Origin of the sequence: Flavobacterium sp., from assembly GCF_029945805.1 — a bacterium.
Lineage (GTDB): Bacteria > Bacteroidota > Bacteroidia > Flavobacteriales > Flavobacteriaceae > Flavobacterium.
This window is the reverse complement of the sequence record NZ_JAQSDH010000038.1, coordinates 108,966-128,991: the sequence shown is the minus strand read 5'-3', so window position 1 is coordinate 128,991 and position 20,026 is coordinate 108,966. Positions and strand designations below refer to the sequence as shown.

Sequence of the window (20,026 nt, the reverse complement as noted above, 5' to 3'; positions counted from 1 at the left end):
CTAAATATTTACGCAAATATAAAAATTTATTTTATTTGACTAAATAATTTTTTAGCTTTGTCTAAAAATAAAATCACGTGAAAAAAATTATCCTTTTTTTACTCCTCATTTCCAATTTGATTAGCTACTCGCAAGAAACGGAACCACTACAAACCGATCGTCCAGACCAAACCGAGACACCAGCACTAGTTCCCAAAGGTATGTTTCAAGTAGAAACTGGTTTTTCATTCCAAAAAAATGATGCTACCAGCTACACAAATACGTTGCCTTCAACATTATGGAAGTATGGCGTGAACAAAAATTTTGAGCTTCGCTTAATTACAGAATTTGTATCGGAAAAAACAGCTGGTCAATCCATTTCCGGATTAAATCCGATACTAATCGGTTGCAAAATTAAGATATCGGATGAAAAAGGGTTTTTGCCAAAAACATCTTTTATCGGACATGTTTTATTACCAAACGTAGCATCCACAAATTTTAAATCAGATTATTTTGCACCAGAATTTAGATTTGTAATGCAACACACCTTGTCAAAAAAAATGACTTTTAGTTATAATCTTGGTGCCGAATGGAATGGGATTGCACCTAATGCAACCTTTATATACACGGTCACAACCGGATATACATTTACAAATAAATTCGGTTCTTATATCGAGTTATTTGGATTTGCGCCCGAAAAAGATAAAGCCAACCATAGTTTTGATGGAGGAATAACTTATTTGATTAACAATAATTTCATGCTAGATTTATCTTCAGGTATCGGAATTACGGATAATGCACCAAATCATTATATTGCAGTAGGTTTTTCGTTCCGAATATAAAATACTTCCGTTACATTTTTGCAGGTTTAGTTTATCAGCCTTGATAACGGTTTACAAAATGATTATGCCTTGAAAAATTTCGGACACATCATTATTTTATAAATATATGTAAATTCAACAGGCATGAAATCAAGAGAAGCTTTGCTAGAGCTTATTTTAAGTTTTTTTAAAAATAGAAAAATAGAAAACAGTAAGCTACTAATGTTGATAAACTAAAATGAACGATAGTTAAACTTAATACAAAGTGAAATTAGTTCCTTTTGAAAACACTGTACATTTATAAAAATAAATTTAAAAAATATGAAAACAAAAAAAATTTTATCGTTAGTAATTTTAGGTTTTGCATTTTTCGCAACAGGTAACACTTTTGCACAAAAGGCCACCCAAAACATTGTAGGAGTTGCTGTTGGATCTCCAAATCACACAACTTTAGTTGCAGCCGTTAAAGCTGCCGACTTAGTAGAGACTTTATCTAGTAAAGGACCGTTTACTGTATTCGCACCAACAAATGAAGCATTCAACAAATTACCAAAAGGGACCATTGAAAGTTTATTAAAACCCGAAAATTTAAAAACACTTCAAGGCATATTAACCTATCATGTGGTTGCTGGCAAATTAGACAGTAAAGCGGTAGTTGCGGCAATTAAAGCGGGTAAAGGAAAAGCTGTTTTGACAACCGTTCAAGGCGGTACATTAACCGCTTCTTTAAAAGGTAGTAACGTAATCATTACAGACGACAGAGGTGGAGTTTCAAGCATAACAGCTGTTGACTTAGATGCTTCCAATGGAATTATTCACGTCATTGATGGCGTCCTAATGCACAAATAAAAATCAAAAGTCTTTTGTTTGACATAGTAAACCACGTGAAAGCGTGGTTTTTTTATTTTTAAATAACTTTCCAAAAAATTACCTTTGTGCTGTGAGAAACTACAATTACATTTTTACGGGTTCCGGATTATCGGCTTTGATGACCGTATATCAAATGATTCTGTCAGGAAAATTCAAAGACAAAACGATTTTGTTACTAGATGAAAATCCTAAAAAAACAAACGACCGTACTTGGTGTTTTTGGGATAACACGAATCTTTTTGATGAAATTATTTCAAAAAGATGGAACACTGCTTTATTTGCAGATGCTAATTTTCAACGAAATTTAAATCTAAATCGATATCAATATAAAATGATGCGTGGCTTGGATTTTTACAATCTAGTTTTCGACTTAATTTCGCAACAAGAAAATATATTTTTTATCAACAAAAAAGTCATAAGTTTTGAAGAATTAGGAAGTCATTGTTTAGTGACAACTGAGTCTGAAAATTACACTTGTAACAAAATTTTTAACTCGATTTTTGATCCTGAATTAGTAAAAGCTCAAACGAAATATCCATTATTGCAACAACATTTCATAGGTTGGTTTATAAAAAGTAAGAAAGCAGTTTTTAATAAAGAGTCCGCTACGTTCATGGATTTTTCAGTCGATCAAAAAGGGAACACCAGATTTATGTACGTTTTACCAACATCAGAGACAGACGCTTTGTTGGAATATACGCTGTTTTCAAAGGATTTACTTCCAAAGGAAGAATACGAATCTGAAATTAAAAATTACATTCAAAAACTAGGAATTACAGACTACGAGATCATCGAAAAAGAAAAAGGAAATATTCCGATGACGAGTTATAAATTCTGGGAACACAATACTAAAAACGTCATAAATATTGGTTCCGCTGGTGGTTGGACGAAAGCCAGCACGGGGTTTACGTTCAAAAATGTAACTAAAAAGTCAAAAGCTTTAGTCCAATTCCTATCGTCAGACACCTCGACTGAGCTAGATGCGACAGATTTCAGAAAATTCCATAAAACAGACAAATTTTGGTTTTATGATTTGCTTTTTATTGATGTTTTATATAAAAACAACAAATTGGGATCGAAAGTGTTTTCGTCATTATTTAAAAAAGGAAGTCCAATACTAATCTTCAGATTTCTAGACGAAGAAACCTCATTTTTGGAAGATTTAAAAGTGATGCTAAAATGCCCAACGATTCCTTTTGTAAAAGCCTTTTTTGGACGACTATTTTAATTCAACAAAAGTTAAAGTTTATAAAACTTTGTTTTTATTCAAGTTTTACGTTCTACATTTGCTTCATCAAAAAAACAAAAATGAATTTTTCAGTAGCACAATTACATCACCATCATCTTACCTCACAGGCGAGTTAATGATGTAGTGTAGCTAAACATATTTTAAAACCGTCTGAGTTCATCTGACGGTTTTTTTGTTTTTATAACAGTCATTTGTACTCAGATTTTATCCCAAACAAAAATGAGTACTTTAAAAATTGCCATCCAAAAAAGTGGCCGACTGAGTGAAAAATCAATTCAACTATTAGAATCTTGTGGCATTCAAATTTCAAATGGCGAACGCAAACTGAAAGCGATTGCCAGTAATTTTCCAATCGAAGTTTTGTACCTACGTGACGATGATATTCCGCAATATGTAGAACAAGGCGTTGCCGACATTGGAATCCTTGGTGAAAATGAAGTCTGGGAAAAAGACAAAAAAGTAACTACCATTTCCCAACTCGGATTTGCGACTTGTAAATTATCATTAGCCATTCCTAAAGATGAGATTTATACCGATTTAAGTTTTTTTAAAAACAAAAAAATCGCAACGAGTTACCCCAAAATTCTTGCTGATTTCTTTGATTCTAAAAACATTCCAGTAATCATTGAAGAATTAGGCGGAAGCGTAGAAATTGCAACTGGAATTGGACTTGCCGATGCCATTTTTGATATTGTAAGTTCGGGAAGCACTTTACTAATGAATGGTTTAAAAGAAGTTGAAGTCGTTGCTAAGAGCCAAGCTGTTTTAATTTCAAACAAAAATTTATCAGAAGAAAAACAGCAAATTTTAGATAAATTATTATTCCGAATGGAAAGCTACCGCAACGGAAAAGAGAATAAATACATTCTTCTAAACGCACCAAATTCCGCTATAAAATCCATTTGTGAAATTTTACCCGGAATGAAATCACCAACAATTCTGCCTTTGGTTGAAGAAGGTTGGAGCAGTTTGCATTCGGTGGTAAAAGAAAACGAGTATTGGGAAGTTGTAGACAAACTAAAATCGCTTGGCGCAGAAGGAATCTTGATTATTCCAATTGAAAAAATGATTCGATAAATTTTAAAAAAAAAGTACTATGAAAACATACATAAACCCAAGCCCAGAAAAATGGCCTGATTTATCCCAAAGAAAAACATTTGCAGTAGCCGATTTAAATGAAACCGTAAAAGGAATATTTACTGATGTTCAGAAAAATGGCGATTCAGCTATTTCAAAATATACTTCACTTTTTGATGGTGTTTCTATTTCTGATTTTGAAGTTTCAGAACAAGAAATTCAAGAATCAAGCGCATTAATTTCTAAAGAATTAAAAAATGCAATTCAACAAGCGGCAAATAATATTGAGAAATTTCACGCTTCGCAAAAAGAAACTGTAACTAAAATTGAAACTACTTCTGGCGTCTTTTGTTGGAGAGAAAGTCGTGCCATCGAAACTATTGGAATTTATATTCCGGGCGGAACAGCACCACTTTTTTCAACGGTTTTAATGTTGGCAATTCCGGCACAAATTGCAGGTTGTAAAAACATTGTTTTATGTTCGCCACCAGATAAAAGCGGAAATATAAATCCAGCAATTTTGTATGCAGCACAATTAACTGGTGTAACGAAAATTTATAAAATTGGCGGAATTCAAGCTGTTGCAGCGATGACTTTCGGAACCGATACCATTCCGAAAGTATCTAAAATATTTGGACCTGGAAATCAATACGTAACTGCAGGAAAACAATATGCACAACAACTCGGAATCGCAATAGATATGCCAGCTGGACCCAGTGAATTGTTAGTAATTGCGGATGAAACTAGCGATGCCGATTTTGTAGCATCCGATTTATTATCACAAGCAGAACACGGCGCTGATAGCCAAGTAATTTTGGTTGCAACTTCAGAAAAAATTGTTGAAAAAGTTAGTGAAGCAATTACAATTCAGAAAACGCAATTGTCACGCGTTTCTATTGTTGAAAAAGCATTAGCAAACAGTCGTGCCATTGTAGTAAATTCAATTGATGACGCAATTAATTTCAGCAATTATTACGCTCCAGAACATTTGATTTTAGCTATTGCTGATGCCGAAAACAAGTTATCGCAAATAGAAAATGCGGGTTCGGTTTTTATCGGAAATTATTCCTGTGAAAGTGCTGGCGATTATGCTAGCGGAACCAACCATACGTTGCCAACAAATGGTTTTGCCAAAAATTATAGCGGTGTTTCATTAGACAGTTTTGTAAAGAAAATTACCTTTCAAAAAATCACGGCAACCGGAATTCAAAATTTAGGAAAAACAATAGAATTAATGGCAGAAGCGGAACAATTAGAAGCGCACAAAAATGCGGTTTCAATCCGATTAAAAAAATTACAAAATGGATAATATTCAATATTTAATACGAGAAAATATCAAGAATCTTTTGCCCTATTCAAGCGCAAGAGATGAATATACTGGAACCGAAGGCGTATTTTTAGACGCTAATGAAAATCCGTTTGGTAATTTAAACCGTTATCCTGATCCGTATCAATGGCGTTTGAAGCAAATTTTGAGCAGTCAGAAAAAAGTAGCAATCGACAACATTTTAATTGGAAATGGAAGTGATGAAATTATCGATTTAATGCAACGTGTTTTTGGTGAACCTAAAGAAGATGCAGTCATTATTTGTCCGCCAACTTATGGAATGTATAAAGTGTATGCCAACATAAACAATCTTAAACTAATATCTATTCCGTTAACAGAAGATTTTCAATTAAATACGGAAGCAATCTTAACGCAGAAAGCTAAAATATTATATTTGTGTTCGCCTAACAATCCGACTGGAAATTCATTAGAAAATCTGGAATTTATTATTCAAAATTTTAACGGAATTGTATTTTTAGATGAAGCGTATATTGATTTCAGTGAAGCGCCTTCGTTGGTAGAAAAAATCAAACACTATCCAAATTTAATTGTATCACAAACGTTCAGTAAAGCACGTGGTTTGGCCGCAGCACGAATTGGTGTTGCTTATGCAAATAGTGAGATTATTCAATTTTTGTCAAAAGTTAAACCGCCTTACAATATTAGTGAATTGAATCAAAAAGCTGGCATAAATGCTTTGGCAGATGAAACTATCTTTAAAACTAACATCAATTTAATTATTGCAGAACGAGAAAAGCTGAAAATAGAACTTCTAAAATTAGAATTTGTAACCAAAATATACCCGTCTGATGCCAATTTCCTCTTGGTGGAAATGGAGCATGCTACAGAAATTTTTGAAGCATTAATTGAAAAACAAATCATTACTCGAAATAGAAATTCAGTAGTTAAAAATACCATCCGAATTACGGTTGGAACACCAAAAGAAAATGAATTATTACTATACACTTTACAACTTATAGCAGATGAACTCGCCACTAAAAAAGGTTTGTTGCAAACAAACACCCATAATTAAAGACGATACCATAAATGACCGCTAACAAATAAAATTTAACATTTATGAAAAAAGTATTATTTATAGATAGAGACGGCACTTTGGTCATCGAACCACCAATCGATTTTCAATTGGATTCCTTAGAAAAATTGGAGTTTTACCCAAAAGTTTTTCAATATCTGTCGCGGATTGTTACTGAATTGGATTATGAATTGGTGATGGTCACTAATCAAGACGGATTGGGAACAAATTCTTTTCCGGAAAACACCTTTTGGCCAACACAAAACAAGATAATTCAAGCATTTGAAAACGAAGGAATTATTTTTAGTGAAATACTAATTGACAATTCATTTGCCGAACAAAATTTGCCAACCCGAAAACCCGGAATTGGATTATTGCAACACTACATCAAAGGAAATTATGACTTGAAAAATTCGTTCGTCATCGGTGATAGAATGACTGATGTGCAATTGGCGGAAAATTTAGGTTGTCAGTCTATTTATATTTCATCTGACGTTGAAGAAAAAGCTAGTTTAACGACAACTTCATGGCAAGAAATTTATAAATTTCTTAGTCTGCAACCGAGAACTGCAACTGTCATTAGAAACACCAACGAAACCAAAATTGAAATTGAATTGAATTTAGATGGAAGCGGAAAAAGTACCATTCAAACGGGTTTAGGTTTTTTTGATCACATGTTAGAGCAAATTGCCAAACACGGAGCTATGGATTTAAATATTGAAGTAAAAGGCGATTTATATGTTGACGAACACCACACGATTGAAGATGTTGGTATTGCTTTGGGTGAAGTTTTTGCCAAGGCGTTGGGTTCCAAAAAAGGCATTGAACGTTACGGATTTTTGCTTCCAATGGACGATTGTTTGGCGCAAGTAGCACTCGATTTTGGCGGAAGATCTTGGTTGGTTTGGGAGGCAGAATTTAAAAGAGAAAAAATTGGCGAAATGCCAACTGAAATGTTCTCCCACTTTTTTAAATCGTTTACCGATGGCGCCAAATGCAATTTAAACATTAAATGTGAAGGCGAAAACGAACACCACAAAATAGAATCAATCTTCAAAGCTTTTGCCCGAACATTAAAAATAGCCGTTAAAAAAGATGGTTCCAATACCATTCCAAGCACCAAAGGAATGTTATGATAACAATAGTAAAATATAACGCTGGCAACATTCAATCGGTGAAAAATGCAGTCGAAAGATTGGGTTTTTCTTGCATAGTTACCGATGATGAAAACGAATTAAAATCAGCAGAAAAAGTAATCTTTCCTGGTGTTGGTGAAGCAAGTTCGGCGATGAAGTATTTAAAAGAACGAAAATTAGATGAAGTGATTAAAAATCTAAAACAACCAGTTCTTGGAATTTGTTTAGGGCAACAATTGATGTGTAATTTCTCAGAAGAAAACGATACCGAATGCTTAGGAATTTTTGATGTGAATGTGAAAAAATTTGAAGCCAAAGAAAAAGTGCCACACATGGGTTGGAATAATTTGAGCAATCGGAATTCGGAATTATTTAACGGAATTGCAAACGATGTTGATTTTTATTTTGTGCACAGTTTTTATGCGGAACTCGGAGCATCGACAACGTCCATTTGTGATTATATCCAGCCGTTTAGCGCGTCGATGCAAAAAGATAATTTTTATGCGACGCAATTTCATCCAGAGAAATCATCAAAAATTGGTGAGCAACTTTTATTAAATTTTCTGAATTTATAAAACAACTTTCAATTAGAATTCAAATGTCAGTCTGAGCTTGTCGAAGACAGTTTTGAAGCACTTCGACAAACTCAGCGTGACAATCCTTAAATAATTAACTATAAAGCAGCCTTTACAAATTTGACAATGAATTTTATAGGTAATAAAAAGATAAAATTATGAGAATCATTCCAGCAATAGACATCATCGATGGAAAATGTGTTCGGTTATCGAAAGGCGATTATGCAACCCAAAAAATATACAACGAAAAGCCGCTTGAAGTCGCCAAATTTTTTGAAGATAATGGCGTTCACTATTTGCATTTAGTCGATTTGGACGGTGCAAAATCTAGCACGATTATTAATCATAAAGTGTTGTATCAAATTGCAACCAAAACGAATTTGACAATAGATTTTGGTGGCGGAATTAAGCAAAATAAAGACCTTGAAATTGCTTTTGAAAATGGTGCCAATCAAATTACAGGAGGAAGTATCGCGTATAAAAATCCACCCTTATTTATAGAATGGATTGAAAAATTTGGTGCAGACAAAATCATTCTCGGTGCAGATGCACTAAATCGAAAAATTGCTACTCAGGGTTGGTTAGAAACTTCGGAAACAGATGTGGTAGCTTTTATTTTGGAGTACCAAAAAAAAGGCGTTCAATATGTAATCTCAACTGATATTGAAAAAGATGGCATGCTAAACGGACCATCATTTGAATTGTACCAAGAAATTTTAAAAAAGTCTAAAGTAAAACTTATTGCCAGCGGCGGAATTACTACAATTGAGGATGTTTTAAAACTGAAAGAACTGGGTTGCGAAGGCGCTATCATTGGAAAAGCGATTTATGAAAACACTATTGATTTAAAAGAACTAATGAAATTATGTTAAAGAAACGTATCATTCCGTGTTTGGATATTAAAAATGGTCGCGTGGTGAAAGGCGTTCAATTTGAAGGGTTGAAAGATGCCGGAAATCCGCTCGAGTTAGCACAATTTTATTCTGAAAATGGGGCTGACGAATTGGTCTTTTTAGACATCAGCGCGACATTGGAAAACCGAAAAACATTGGCTGATTTGGTTAATCAAATTGCACACAAAATCAGCATTCCGTTTACGGTTGGCGGCGGAATAAATTCGGTTGCCGATGCCAAAATTATGGTTCAAAATGGTGCTGATAAAGTCAGTATTAATTCGGCTGCCGTAAAAAATCCAACTCTAATTACTGACTTGGCAAACGAATTCGGAAGTCAATTTGTAGTCGTTGCTATTGATGTAAAAAATGTAGAAAATGATTGGTTTGTTTTCGTCAAAGGTGGAACAGAAAAAACCGATTGGAAAGCGATTGATTGGGCAAAAAAAGTGACTCAATTAGGCGCAGGTGAAATCTTATTAACTTCGATGAATAACGATGGCGAGAAAAAAGGATTTTCATTAGCAATAACCGACCAAATTAGCAAAGCCGTTTCCATTCCAGTAATTGCTTCTGGTGGCGCAGGAAGTGTCGAAGATTTTGCCAAATTATTTTCTAAAACCGATGCCAGTGCCGGATTAGCAGCGAGTATTTTTCATTATAATGAAGTCTCCATATCGGAACTTAAAACCTATTTACAAACTCAAAAAATTCCAGTTCGATGCCTATAAATTTCAATAAATCAGAGGGTTTAATTCCCGTAATCATTCAGGATTTTCAAACCTTGCAAGTGTTAATGTTGGGGTATATGAATGACGAAGCGTATGAAAAAACAAAATCAGAAAAGCGCGTAACTTTTTTCAGTAGAAGTAAAAACCGACTGTGGACCAAAGGGGAAACTTCAGGGAATTTTTTAGAAGTCGTTTCCATTTATAAAGATTGCGATGATGATACTATTCTGATTATGGCAAAACCAAAAGGTCCAACATGTCATAATGGAACTGATTCGTGTTTTGCAACAACGAATGAAACTACTTTTTTATATCAATTGGAAAACACTTTAAAAGCTCGAATTGAGAGCAATGATCCAAATTCCTACACGGTTTCTTTAGTGCAGAAAGGCATTAATAAAGTCGCTCAAAAAGTAGGGGAAGAAGCGGTAGAATTAGTAATTGAAGCCAAAGACGATAACCCCGATTTGTTTCTGAATGAAGCTGCCGATTTGATGTACCATTATTTGCTTTTGTTGCAAGTAAAAGGGTTTTCTTTAAATGATGTAGAAGCAATATTGAAAGAAAGAAATAGGGTTAAATAATTTTTATTATAATCCCTTTTCTGTGTGTTACTCATCAGAATAGTTCTGGTTTTAAAAAAGAAAACCTCCAATTTAAATTGGAGGTTTTTCTGTAAGATGAACTAACTTTTATTATTTAATAATTAACTTCTTTGTAATTCCTTCATTGGTTTTTACTAAGTAAATTCCCGTCGACAAGTCTTTTGTATTGATAGTTTGTGCTTCTTTTTGAGAAAGCACTAATTTTCCTGAAATGTCATACACTTCAACATCGGCAGTTCGGTTAAAATACACTATTCCATTTGCTGCCGTTGGATTTGGAAACAATACAAATGTTTTTGGGTTATTTTCAAAAATCGGAGTTGATAAACTGTTTGTATCCACTTCAAAAATCGTAATGGTCCCACTTATTTCATTGGCAACTAAAATATAAGGAAATCCAGTTGGGCTGTTTTCCGGAGCTATATAAGTTATTCCTTCCGGACCATGATCTCCGGCATAAGCAGACGTACTTCTACTGTTTTTATAATCTACAAAAGTGGCATTGTTTGGGTCTGTAATATTGTAAACCATAACGCCACCAACTCTTTCCAGAGAAATAAAAGCAAAAGTTTCAGTTCCAATATGCGCTACAGTTACACCTTCTGGTTCTGGACCTTTAGCGCGACTTCTTCCTTTTGCTACGTTATCTTCATGGTCTGCATTATAAATAGTTGGAAAATTAGCTGCAGTATACATTTCAAAATCATCACCACTATCAAAAACCAACTGTTTAGTAGTTGTGTTAAAAATAGAGAATGAGCGTGTTCCCACTGCATTGATGGTTTCAAATTGAGCATCTCCATCGGTATTGCCATTAAGGTTGGTAACTCTGTAACGTCCCATATTATAAGTTTGTTTCAATACAGAAGCATTTGGAAAAATGACAGGATCAAGCGTATAAGCTGCAGCTCCAACGGTCGTTCTTTCAGTAAAACTTCCATATTCTTTTTCGTCCCCTTCATTAGCCGTAACTAAGAAATTTGTTCCTCCAACAACATAATTGGCAACTGCATCCGGAATATAAAATGCCTGAATTGGCCAATTGGCAATTAGTACTTGACCATTGTTATCTGAAATGTCAAATCCGTTTCCTGGGATGCTCACGTCTTTGGTTCCTAATGCCCAAATATCGGCAATTGAAGTTGTCGCCAAATTGATTTCGGCAATCGCATTATTTTCCTGTAACGTTACCCAAGCTTTTTGAGAATCGGCACTTATGGTAATGTATTCCGGTTCAAAATCCTGCGACATCGTGCTAGTCGTTTTTAATTTTCGAACACCTGATCCAATTAATGTAGCTTCCTGTGCATTGTAAGCTGTGAATAATAAATTGGTTACATTGGCTTGTGTCAAGGCTGGAATTCCGCCTGAAATATCAATGACGCTCACCGAACCTTCTGGATCAACAGAATAATCAGCATTCGGCTGACCTTCATTTGCTGTCATCACTTTATTCCCATCTGGTGAAAAGGTTATCATATCTGGCAAGGCACCAACCGTAACTTGTTTTAAGAAAGTTCCGTTGGTATCAAAAAACACTACCGAACCATTCAAAGTTTCATCAGCATTTGGCGAAGCCACAGCTACAATTCCGTTTTTTACGGCAACGCTAGTTACACCGCCATAGCTATTCATGTTGATAGAATTTATTACTGCAGGTGCCGTTGGGTCTGAAAAATTTATTACATCTAAAAATCCAGCGATAGCACTTGTTGTGAACAATCGTTGTGATGCTGGATCATGAACTACAATTTCGCAAGTGCTTGTATTGCTGCCTGATGGATCAAAACTTCCAATGTAATTTAGTTCGATTTGATTTGACGGACTTGGAGCCAATCTGTCGTTGTCTATAATATAAACAGTTGCTGATGGGGTTCCTGTAATTGTTACTCCAACCGAATTTTCCAAACTCAGCACAAAATATTCTGCCTGTTGCTCTTCCAAAACATCATCAATAATTGGAATTGTTATCGTTTGTGTTAAAGCACTCGACCCTGTAAAATTTAAGGTTTGAGTTGTCAACGTAAAATCGTTTGAATCAGCTGTACTGAATGGCGCTGTTTTTACAACCAAATCAACGGACGAAGTGGCCGGACTTCCCAAATTAATAATCACACTTACTGTTCCGGCAGATTCATTAACGGTCACAAAATTTGATGCAAAAGCAACACTTGGATTTGCAGTTGTAAACAAGGCTGATTGGGTTGTAATAATGGCGTTGTTACTTTCGTCTTCAATAGTATTTGGCAACAAGGCAGCATAATAAACCTGACTAGTAGCTAAAGATAATGTTGGCGCAATTGTAATCGTGTTGCCTAAAATTGTTGCGTCGAATGGCACTAAAGTTCCGGTGGCATTGTTCAATCTTAATTCTACCAATGCATCAACATTGGAATTCGTAATTACAGAATCGTCAGTTAACCTGATGTTTTCATTGAAGGATAGTGTTGGGGTTACAGTTGTAGCCACATTTACTGCAGCATTCAAAGGAAGAAAAGCAACTATTGGCGCGGTGGTATCAGCTCCTCCAACCGGACTTCCTTGCACGGTGTAATTGTCAAAACGATTGTTGCCAGCTGTTCCGCCAGAACCAACACTAAATTCAACTTTTAATTTAAAGTTCGGATTATTATCCGGCGTAGCGATAGCAGAAAAATCTAAAGTTGCCAAAGCCGGGTCGCCATTATTTGGAAGTATTGTTGTAAACAAAGTATAATTTGTCCCATCAGTAGAATACGACCATGTTTGCGAACCAGCACCTGAACCTGAACGTCTTGTGGCAAATTTTACAATAATGTTTTCATAACCTGAAGTTGGCAAAGCAAAAATCAAAGCGCTTCCTATAGGATCATTAAAACGCAAATGCGTTCCTGAAACATCACTATTTTGAGCATTTAAATTTAGTACACTGAAATTTTGACCCGTTCCTCCAGCAAAATCAATTACGCTAATTCCTGTTATGGACGCATTAATTGATGCTCCAGAAACAATAGAAGTTGTAGGAGTTGTAATGGTTGCTATAGAAGTGTTGTTGTTGAAGTTCCAGTAATGCAGTACTGTTTGTCCATAGGAAAAAGGCACCGTTAGAATAAATAAAAGGATGCAAAGTCCTTTAGAAAAGTAGTTTTTAGACATGATAGTGTTGTTTTTTTGTTCCCACAAAATTGATACACTATTTCTAAATTCATGTTAGATAAAAAACAACCTTCTTTTAACTTTACTGTCGTTTTGCTTTAAGTTAATGTTAGCTTTTAACAATGTTTTTACCCAATGTTTTTTTTAAGTTAATTATAGTTTAAAGATAAAATAAAGTTCATATCAATTTTGCCTTTTTCTATCACTGAATAGTAAATCTTTATGATTTCTTTAAAATAAAAGCTTGAAATTCTCATTACCTTTGTGTGGGATTTTTAAATCCTAATTCGTAAATCCTAATTCGTAAATTTAAAAATATGTATCCAGAAGAAATGGTATTACCAATGCGCGCTGAACTTTCAGAAGCTGGTTTTCAAGATTTATATAATGCAGAAGATGTAGAAAGCGCTATAAAAGCAGACGGTACAACACTTGTGGTTGTAAATTCCGTTTGTGGTTGTGCGGCAAGAAACGCACGTCCAGGAGCAAAAATGAGTTTAGACGGAGCAAAAAAACCGGATCATTTAGTAACCGTTTTTGCTGGTGTTGACAAAGATGCTGTTGATGCAGTACGTCAACACATGTTTCCTTTTCCTCCGTCATCACCAAGTATGGCGTTGTTCAAAAATGGAGAATTGGTTCACATGTTAGAACGCCACCACATTGAAGGTCGTCCGGCTGAAATGATTGCCGAAAACTTGAAAGACGCTTACGCAGAATTCTGTTAATCAGAAATAAGATTTTCTAAGGAAACCTTTTGGATTTAGTTCTGAAAGGTTTTTTTATTGGATATAAATTTTAGGGATAAGAGAAGAGTCAAAAGGGATAAGTAGTCTACATATCCCTTTTGCCTAATCCCTTTTAACTTATTTTATTATCTTTACACCCGAATTCTTCCATTTAGAGTTCAAAATTTATTTCTCACTTAAAACGTTTATAGCATGCAACTGTATAACACCTTAAGCGCAGAAGAAAGAGCCGAGCTTATTGACCAAGCGGGCAAGCAACGCCTTACGTTGTCTTTCTATGCGTATGCCAAAATTAAAGATCCAAAACAATTTCGCGACGATTTATTTATCGAATGGAATAAACTCGATGCCTTAGGCCGAACGTATGTTGCAAAGGAAGGGATCAACGCTCAAATAAGTATTCCTGCCGAAAATATGGAAGCTTTTCGTGAAACTTTAGAAATCTACGATTTCATGAAAAATATTCGTTTGAATGTTGCGGTAGAACACGATGATCATTCATTTTTGAAACTGACTATAAAAGTTCGTGACAAAATTGTCGCCGATGGTTTAAACGACGAAACCTTTGATGTTACTAATATCGGCGTTCATTTAAAAGCGAAAGAATTCAACCAAATTTTAGAAGATCCAAACACGATTGTAGTCGATTTTAGAAATCATTACGAAAGTGAAATTGGTCATTTTAAAGGCGCCGCAACACCTGATGTAGAAACTTTTAGAGAAAGTTTGCCGATAATCAACGAGCAATTAAAAGACTTTAAAGAAGATAAAAACTTAGTGATGTATTGCACGGGTGGAATTCGTTGCGAAAAAGCTTCGGCCTATTTCAAACATCAAGGTTTTAAAAATGTATTTCAGTTGGAAGGCGGCATTATCAATTATGCCAAACAAATTCAAGAAGAAAATATAGAAAGCAAATTCATTGGGAAAAATTTCGTTTTTGATCATCGTTTAGGCGAACGAATTACGGACGATATCGTTTCGCAATGCCATCAATGTGGTAAACCCTGTGACAATCACACCAATTGCGAAAATGAAGGCTGCCATTTATTATTCATTCAATGTGACGAATGCAAAGCCGCTATGGAAAACTGTTGTTCTGCTGAATGTCAGGAAATAATTCATATGTCATTGGTGGATCAAGTAACATTGCGTCGCGGAGTGAAAAACGGAAATATGATTTTCAGAAAAGGAAAATCGGATAAACTGTTGTTCAAACATTCGGGGGTACTTTCAGATACATCATTGGCTACAGTCGAAAAACCAAAAGATATTCGTAAAAAAATAAAAGTAAAAAAAGTCTTGATTGGAAAAGCCGAACATTATTATGTAAAAGCACAAATTGGACTTTTTAGCATCGAAAATCAAGATTTAGCTATTGGTGACAAAATACTAATTTCGGGGCCGACCACTGGAAACCAAGAAATTGTTATTGAAAAAATGTTTGTCAACGGCAGTGAAAATTCTCGTGCTAAACCCAGAGATAAAGTCACCATAAATTTGCCTTTCCGAATTCGTTTGTCCGATAAATTGTTTAAAATTATTTCGTAAAATTTTTGCTTTTTGACATAAAATTCCAATTTCGGGTGAAAAATATCACTTTGAATTTGGAGTTTTTTTATTGTAATTTATTTTTTTAAAATACTATCTTTACCAATTAATCGTTTTATGAATTATAAGTTGCTTTTCGCAACACTCTATATATAATTATGGCTTGTCAAAGTTGTTCTACATCTGATGGTGGTGCACCAAAAGGGTGCAAAAATAATGGGACTTGCGGCACCGATAGCTGCAACAAATTAACCGTTTTTGATTGGTTAGCGAACATGAGTTTACCTAATGGTGAAACTCCGTTTGACTGCGTTGAAATACGTTTCAAAAACGGAAGAAAAGAGTTTTTCCGAAACACCGAAAAACTAACATTAAGTATTGGAGATATTGTCGCTACTGAAGCTTCTCCCGGCCATGATGTTGGAATAGTCACGTTGACTGGTGAGTTGGTAAAAATCCAAATGAAGAAAAAAGGGGTAAATCATACTAGTCCAGATGTGGCTAAAATATACCGGAAAGCTTCTCAAAAAGATATTGATATTTGGAGTGAATCCCGAGATAAAGAAGAACCAATGAAGGTGAAAGCCCGTGAATTGGCAATTACTCACAAATTAGAAATGAAAATTTCGGATATCGAATATCAAGGCGATGGTTCTAAAGTGACTTTTTACTATACTGCAAACGATCGAGTGGATTTCCGACTTTTAATCAAGGATTATTCGCGTGTTTTCAATACGAGAATTGAAATGAAACAGGTTGGATTGCGTCAGGAGGCAGCGCGTTTAGGCGGAATTGGTTCTTGTGGACGTGAACTGTGTTGTTCTACTTGGTTAACGGATTTCAGAAGTGTAAATACATCGGCAGCACGGTACCAACAATTGTCTTTGAACCCACAAAAATTAGCCGGACAATGCGGAAAATTAAAGTGTTGTCTGAACTATGAATTAGACACCTACATGGATGCGTTAAAAGGTTTTCCTGATTTTGAAACCAAATTAAAAACAGAAAAAGGCGATGCGATTTGCCAGAAACAAGATATTTTCAAAGGCCTGATGTGGTTCGCTTACACTGATAATTTTGCTAATTGGCATGTGTTGAATATTGAACAAGTCAAAGAAATAATGGCGGAAAACAAACAAAGTAAAAAAGTAAGTTCTCTCGAAGATTTTGCCATTGAGACTGTTGCTGAGCCTGAAAAAGATTTTAATAATGCGATGGGCCAAGAAAGTTTGACTCGATTTGATCAACCCAAAAAGAGTAAAAATAAGAGCCGAAATAAAAGTAAAATTAAAGTCGCTACTCCAATTTCAAACCAAAATCAAGCGCAAACTCCGAACCAAAACCAAGGACAAAACCCAGCGCCAATTCAAGGACAAGTAAAGAATCCAAAACAAAATAACAAACCAAAGCCACAAGATAAAAAACCTATAATTATAAAAAAGAATGAAAATAAAGAATAGCATCCTTTTTATTTTAGTGCTGCTCTTGGTTGTTTCCTGCGATAAAAAAAGAGTTTTTGACCAATATAAATCTGTTGGAAATGCATGGCATAAAGACAGTATAGTGACTTTTGAATTGCCAAAATTGGATCCGAAAAAGTCATTCAATATGTACGTAAATGTTCGAGATAATGATGCTTATCCATTCAATAATTTGTTTTTAATTGTTTCTTTAGAGCAGCCCAATCATAAAGTTAAAGTCGATACATTGGAGTACCAAATGACGGATCCAGATGGCCAACTTCTCGGAGATGGCTTTTCAGATATTAAAGAAAGTAAGCTTTTTTATAAAGACAAAGTAAACTTCACTCAAAAAGGGATTTATAAAATTCACATCAAACAAGCAACCAGACAAACTGGAAAAATTGAAGGTGTAACTACGCTTTCTGGCATTTTAGATGTTGGTTTCAGAATAGAATCTACAGAATAAAAATTATGGCACAAAAAAATAATTCTTCAGTCAAAGACATCAACTACTACAAAAAGCAATTTTGGAAGTTGTTTTTATACGGACTTGGAATACTCATCTTGTTTTTTACCTTGGCTTCGTTCGGTTTTTTTGGAAGCATGCCTTCTTTTGAAGATTTAGAGAATCCAGAATCAAATCTGGCAACTGAAGTAATTTCTTCAGACGGTGTTACCATTGGAAAGTTTTATAACGAAAACAGAACGCCAATTAAGTATGAAGATTTACCGCCTCATTTAGTTAAAGCATTAGTCGCAACTGAAGACGAACGTTTTTACGAACATTCCGGAATTGACGCTAAAAGAACGTTTGGCGCCGCTTTGCAATTAGGTTCTAATGGTGGAGCGAGTACGTTAACACAACAATTAGCTAAATTATTATTCCACGGTGAAGGTTCCAAATTTTTTGTTTATCGTATCATCCAAAAAGTAAAAGAATGGATTATTGCAGTTAAACTAGAACGCCAGTATACTAAAAACGAAATCATTGCCATGTATCTCAATAAGGCCGATTTTGTCAATACCGCAGTTGGAATTCGATCTGCTTCTAAAGTGTATTTCGGAAAAGAACCCCGAGATTTAACCGTTGATGAAGCAGCTATGTTTGTCGGAATGCTTAAAAATCCCTCGCTTTATAATCCATTGCGTCGATTGGAAAAAGTGCGTTTACGAAGAAATACGGTTTTGGAACAAATGGTTCGTAACGGAATTTTAGACCAAGCAACTAAAGACAAACTTGGACAACAACCTATCGTTTTAGATTTTCATCCCGAAAGTCATAAAGAAGGAACGGCGACCTATTTCAGAGAATTTCTTCGGGAATACATGAAAAATTGGGCTAAAGAAAACAAAAAACCAGATGGTAGCGATTACGATATTTATAGTGATGGTTTAAAGATTTATACGACCATCGATTCCAAAATTCAGGAACATGCCGAAGAAGCAGTTGCGGCGCACATGAAAAATTTGCAAAAACAATTCTTCGCAGAACAAAAAGACAACAAAAACGCTCCGTTTTTAAAAATCACTCCTGAAGAAACTACGCGAATCTTAAACAAAGCCATGAAATCTTCGGAACGTTGGCGCGTGATGAAAGATTTAGATAAATCAGAGGAAGAGATTATTGCTTCATTTAGTGTTAAAGCCAAAATGAAAGTTTTTTCTTGGAATGGTGAAATCGACACCTTGATGACGCCTATGGATTCTATTCGGTATTACAAACATTTTCTTCAAACTGGTGTGATGTCAATGGAACCGCAAACCGGACATATCAAGGCTTGGGTTGGCGGAATTGATTATAAGTATTTCCAATACGATCACGTGGGTCAAGGGGCACGTCAGGTTGGTTCCACTTTCAAACCGTTTGTTTATGCAACAGCTATCGAACAATTAGGAATGTCGCCGTGTGATTCGATTATCGATTCTCCGTTTACTATTCCAGTAGGAAGACATCACGTTACCGCTTCTTGGACTCCAAAAAATTCAGACAATAAATACCGCGGAATGGTCACGCTTAAAAAAGCTTTGGCAAATTCCATCAATACGGTTTCAGCAAAATTAATGGACAAAGTGGGTCCGGAAGCGGTTGTTGCGTTGACCAAAAAATTAGGAGTGAAATCAGAAATTCCGGTACAGCCCTCTATTGCATTGGGTGCTGTTGAAATTACGGTTGAAGATATGGTGGCTGCGTACAGTACTTTTGCCAATCAAGGCGTTTATATCAAACCACAATTCATAAGTAGAATTGAAGATAAAAATGGTGTTATACTTTACGAACCGGTTCCAGAAACGCATGATGTTTTGAATAAAGATATTGCCTATGCCGTAATTAAACTTTTAGAAGGTGTGACCGAAGAAGGTTCTGGTGTTCGTTTGAGAACCCAAGGCGGCGGTAGCGGTGACAATCGTTGGACTGGTTATCCCTACATGTTTACTAATCCAATTGCTGGTAAAACTGGAACTTCTCAAAATCAATCCGATGGTTGGTTTATCGGGATGGTGCCCAATTTAGTGACCGGCGTTTGGGTGGGCTGTGAAGACCGTTCGGCACGTTTTAAAGGAATTACTTATGGACAAGGAGCCACTGCTGCACTACCAATTTGGGGTTATATGATGAAGAAATGTTATGAAGATAAAGATTTACTTATCTCCAAAGATCCCTTTGAAAGACCCGAAAACCTTTCCATAAAAGTAGATTGCTGGGCTCCAAGAAAGGTTGAAGTCGATTCCACTGCGGTAACGCCAGAAAACGAACAAGATCCAGAAGAATTTGGACTTTAATATTTAGAATTTCTCTTGAATTTATTTCAGGAGCTATTTCCTGCTATCCGT

At 35.3% G+C, this 20,026-nt stretch carries 17 protein-coding genes; 16 read left to right on the top strand and 1 reads right to left on the bottom strand.

Features of this window, described 5'->3' with window-relative positions; all coding sequences use genetic code 11:
* Positions 1 to 77: 77 nt before the first annotated feature.
* From PSU83_RS10220 to hisIE, 11 genes are all read left to right on the top strand, one after another.
* On the top strand, positions 78 to 821 hold the full coding sequence (locus PSU83_RS10220) for a transporter (protein ID WP_300589325.1): 744 nt from the start codon (positions 78 to 80) through the stop codon (positions 819 to 821).
* A gap of 300 nt (positions 822 to 1,121) precedes the next feature.
* Complete coding sequence (locus PSU83_RS10215) at positions 1,122 to 1,649, top strand: fasciclin domain-containing protein (protein WP_300589323.1); 528 nt, start codon at positions 1,122 to 1,124, stop codon at positions 1,647 to 1,649.
* 91 nt (positions 1,650 to 1,740) lie between these two features.
* Entirely contained in the window at positions 1,741 to 2,898 is a 1,158-nt protein-coding gene (locus tag PSU83_RS10210; protein WP_300589322.1) for a lycopene cyclase family protein, read from the top strand.
* A 240-nt stretch (positions 2,899 to 3,138) separates the two neighbouring features.
* Positions 3,139 to 3,996 (top strand): ATP phosphoribosyltransferase, encoded by an 858-nt coding sequence (gene hisG / locus PSU83_RS10205; RefSeq protein WP_300589320.1) that lies wholly within the window; start codon positions 3,139 to 3,141, stop codon positions 3,994 to 3,996.
* Positions 3,997 to 4,015: 19 nt separating this feature from the next.
* Positions 4,016 to 5,305 carry a histidinol dehydrogenase gene (gene hisD, locus PSU83_RS10200; protein ID WP_300589319.1) on the top strand — a complete coding sequence of 430 codons (1,290 nt, stop codon included), beginning with the start codon at positions 4,016 to 4,018 and terminating at the stop codon, positions 5,303 to 5,305.
* Positions 5,298 to 6,356: a histidinol-phosphate transaminase gene (gene hisC, locus PSU83_RS10195; RefSeq protein WP_300589318.1), complete on the top strand. Its 1,059-nt coding sequence runs from the start codon at positions 5,298 to 5,300 to the stop codon at positions 6,354 to 6,356. Before hisD ends, hisC begins: the two co-directional genes overlap by 8 nt.
* Positions 6,357 to 6,400: 44 nt before the next feature.
* Positions 6,401 to 7,492: a bifunctional histidinol-phosphatase/imidazoleglycerol-phosphate dehydratase HisB gene (gene hisB, locus PSU83_RS10190; RefSeq protein WP_300589317.1), complete on the top strand. Its 1,092-nt coding sequence runs from the start codon at positions 6,401 to 6,403 to the stop codon at positions 7,490 to 7,492.
* Complete coding sequence (gene hisH / locus PSU83_RS10185; RefSeq protein ID WP_300589316.1) at positions 7,489 to 8,067, top strand: imidazole glycerol phosphate synthase subunit HisH; 579 nt, start codon at positions 7,489 to 7,491, stop codon at positions 8,065 to 8,067. Before hisB ends, hisH begins: the two co-directional genes overlap by 4 nt.
* Positions 8,068 to 8,225: 158 nt before the next feature.
* The gene (hisA, locus tag PSU83_RS10180; protein WP_300589315.1) at positions 8,226 to 8,939 is read left to right on the top strand and encodes a 1-(5-phosphoribosyl)-5-[(5-phosphoribosylamino)methylideneamino]imidazole-4-carboxamide isomerase; all 714 of its coding nucleotides are present in this window, start codon (positions 8,226 to 8,228) and stop codon (positions 8,937 to 8,939) included.
* Positions 8,933 to 9,691 carry an imidazole glycerol phosphate synthase subunit HisF gene (gene hisF / locus PSU83_RS10175; protein ID WP_300589314.1) on the top strand — a complete coding sequence of 253 codons (759 nt, stop codon included), beginning with the start codon at positions 8,933 to 8,935 and terminating at the stop codon, positions 9,689 to 9,691. Before hisA ends, hisF begins: the two co-directional genes overlap by 7 nt.
* Positions 9,682 to 10,275 (top strand): bifunctional phosphoribosyl-AMP cyclohydrolase/phosphoribosyl-ATP diphosphatase HisIE, encoded by a 594-nt coding sequence (hisIE, locus tag PSU83_RS10170; RefSeq protein ID WP_300589313.1) that lies wholly within the window; start codon positions 9,682 to 9,684, stop codon positions 10,273 to 10,275. The genes hisF and hisIE overlap by 10 nt, the downstream gene beginning before the upstream one ends.
* Positions 10,276 to 10,386: 111 nt before the next feature.
* On the opposite strand, the gene PSU83_RS10165 is transcribed toward hisIE, so the two are convergent.
* Entirely contained in the window at positions 10,387 to 13,431 is a 3,045-nt protein-coding gene (locus PSU83_RS10165; protein ID WP_300589311.1) for a choice-of-anchor I family protein, read from the bottom strand.
* A 317-nt stretch (positions 13,432 to 13,748) separates the two neighbouring features.
* Between PSU83_RS10165 and PSU83_RS10160 the strand changes: the two genes are divergently transcribed.
* From PSU83_RS10160 to PSU83_RS10140, 5 genes are all read left to right on the top strand, one after another.
* A complete protein-coding gene (locus tag PSU83_RS10160; protein WP_300589310.1) occupies positions 13,749 to 14,159 on the top strand; it encodes a BrxA/BrxB family bacilliredoxin in 411 nt (136 codons plus the stop codon).
* Between the two features lie 213 nt (positions 14,160 to 14,372).
* The gene (locus PSU83_RS10155; protein ID WP_300589309.1) at positions 14,373 to 15,731 is read left to right on the top strand and encodes a rhodanese-related sulfurtransferase; all 1,359 of its coding nucleotides are present in this window, start codon (positions 14,373 to 14,375) and stop codon (positions 15,729 to 15,731) included.
* Positions 15,732 to 15,889: 158 nt separating this feature from the next.
* Positions 15,890 to 17,191, top strand: a complete 1,302-nt coding sequence (ricT, locus tag PSU83_RS10150) for a regulatory iron-sulfur-containing complex subunit RicT (protein WP_300589308.1) — start codon at positions 15,890 to 15,892, stop codon at positions 17,189 to 17,191.
* A complete protein-coding gene (locus tag PSU83_RS10145) occupies positions 17,175 to 17,660 on the top strand; it encodes a gliding motility lipoprotein GldH (protein ID WP_300589307.1) in 486 nt (161 codons plus the stop codon). The genes ricT and PSU83_RS10145 overlap by 17 nt, the downstream gene beginning before the upstream one ends.
* Positions 17,661 to 17,665: 5 nt before the next feature.
* A complete protein-coding gene (locus PSU83_RS10140) occupies positions 17,666 to 19,975 on the top strand; it encodes a PBP1A family penicillin-binding protein (RefSeq protein WP_300589306.1) in 2,310 nt (769 codons plus the stop codon).
* Positions 19,976 to 20,026: the final 51 nt, after the last annotated feature.

Coding starts and splice junctions, on each gene's coding strand:
- PSU83_RS10215 (WP_300589323.1), top strand. CDS start 1,122: ATGAAAACAAAAAAAATTTTATCGTTAGTAATTTTAGGTTTTGCATTT.
- hisG (WP_300589320.1), top strand. CDS start 3,139: ATGAGTACTTTAAAAATTGCCATCCAAAAAAGTGGCCGACTGAGTGAA.
- hisD (WP_300589319.1), top strand. CDS start 4,016: ATGAAAACATACATAAACCCAAGCCCAGAAAAATGGCCTGATTTATCC.
- hisC (WP_300589318.1), top strand. CDS start 5,298: ATGGATAATATTCAATATTTAATACGAGAAAATATCAAGAATCTTTTG.
- hisB (WP_300589317.1), top strand. CDS start 6,401: ATGAAAAAAGTATTATTTATAGATAGAGACGGCACTTTGGTCATCGAA.
- hisH (WP_300589316.1), top strand. CDS start 7,489: ATGATAACAATAGTAAAATATAACGCTGGCAACATTCAATCGGTGAAA.
- hisA (WP_300589315.1), top strand. CDS start 8,226: ATGAGAATCATTCCAGCAATAGACATCATCGATGGAAAATGTGTTCGG.
- hisF (WP_300589314.1), top strand. CDS start 8,933: ATGTTAAAGAAACGTATCATTCCGTGTTTGGATATTAAAAATGGTCGC.
- hisIE (WP_300589313.1), top strand. CDS start 9,682: ATGCCTATAAATTTCAATAAATCAGAGGGTTTAATTCCCGTAATCATT.
- PSU83_RS10165 (WP_300589311.1), bottom strand. CDS start 13,431: ATGTCTAAAAACTACTTTTCTAAAGGACTTTGCATCCTTTTATTTATT.
- PSU83_RS10160 (WP_300589310.1), top strand. CDS start 13,749: ATGTATCCAGAAGAAATGGTATTACCAATGCGCGCTGAACTTTCAGAA.
- PSU83_RS10155 (WP_300589309.1), top strand. CDS start 14,373: ATGCAACTGTATAACACCTTAAGCGCAGAAGAAAGAGCCGAGCTTATT.
- ricT (WP_300589308.1), top strand. CDS start 15,890: ATGGCTTGTCAAAGTTGTTCTACATCTGATGGTGGTGCACCAAAAGGG.
- PSU83_RS10145 (WP_300589307.1), top strand. CDS start 17,175: ATGAAAATAAAGAATAGCATCCTTTTTATTTTAGTGCTGCTCTTGGTT.
- PSU83_RS10140 (WP_300589306.1), top strand. CDS start 17,666: ATGGCACAAAAAAATAATTCTTCAGTCAAAGACATCAACTACTACAAA.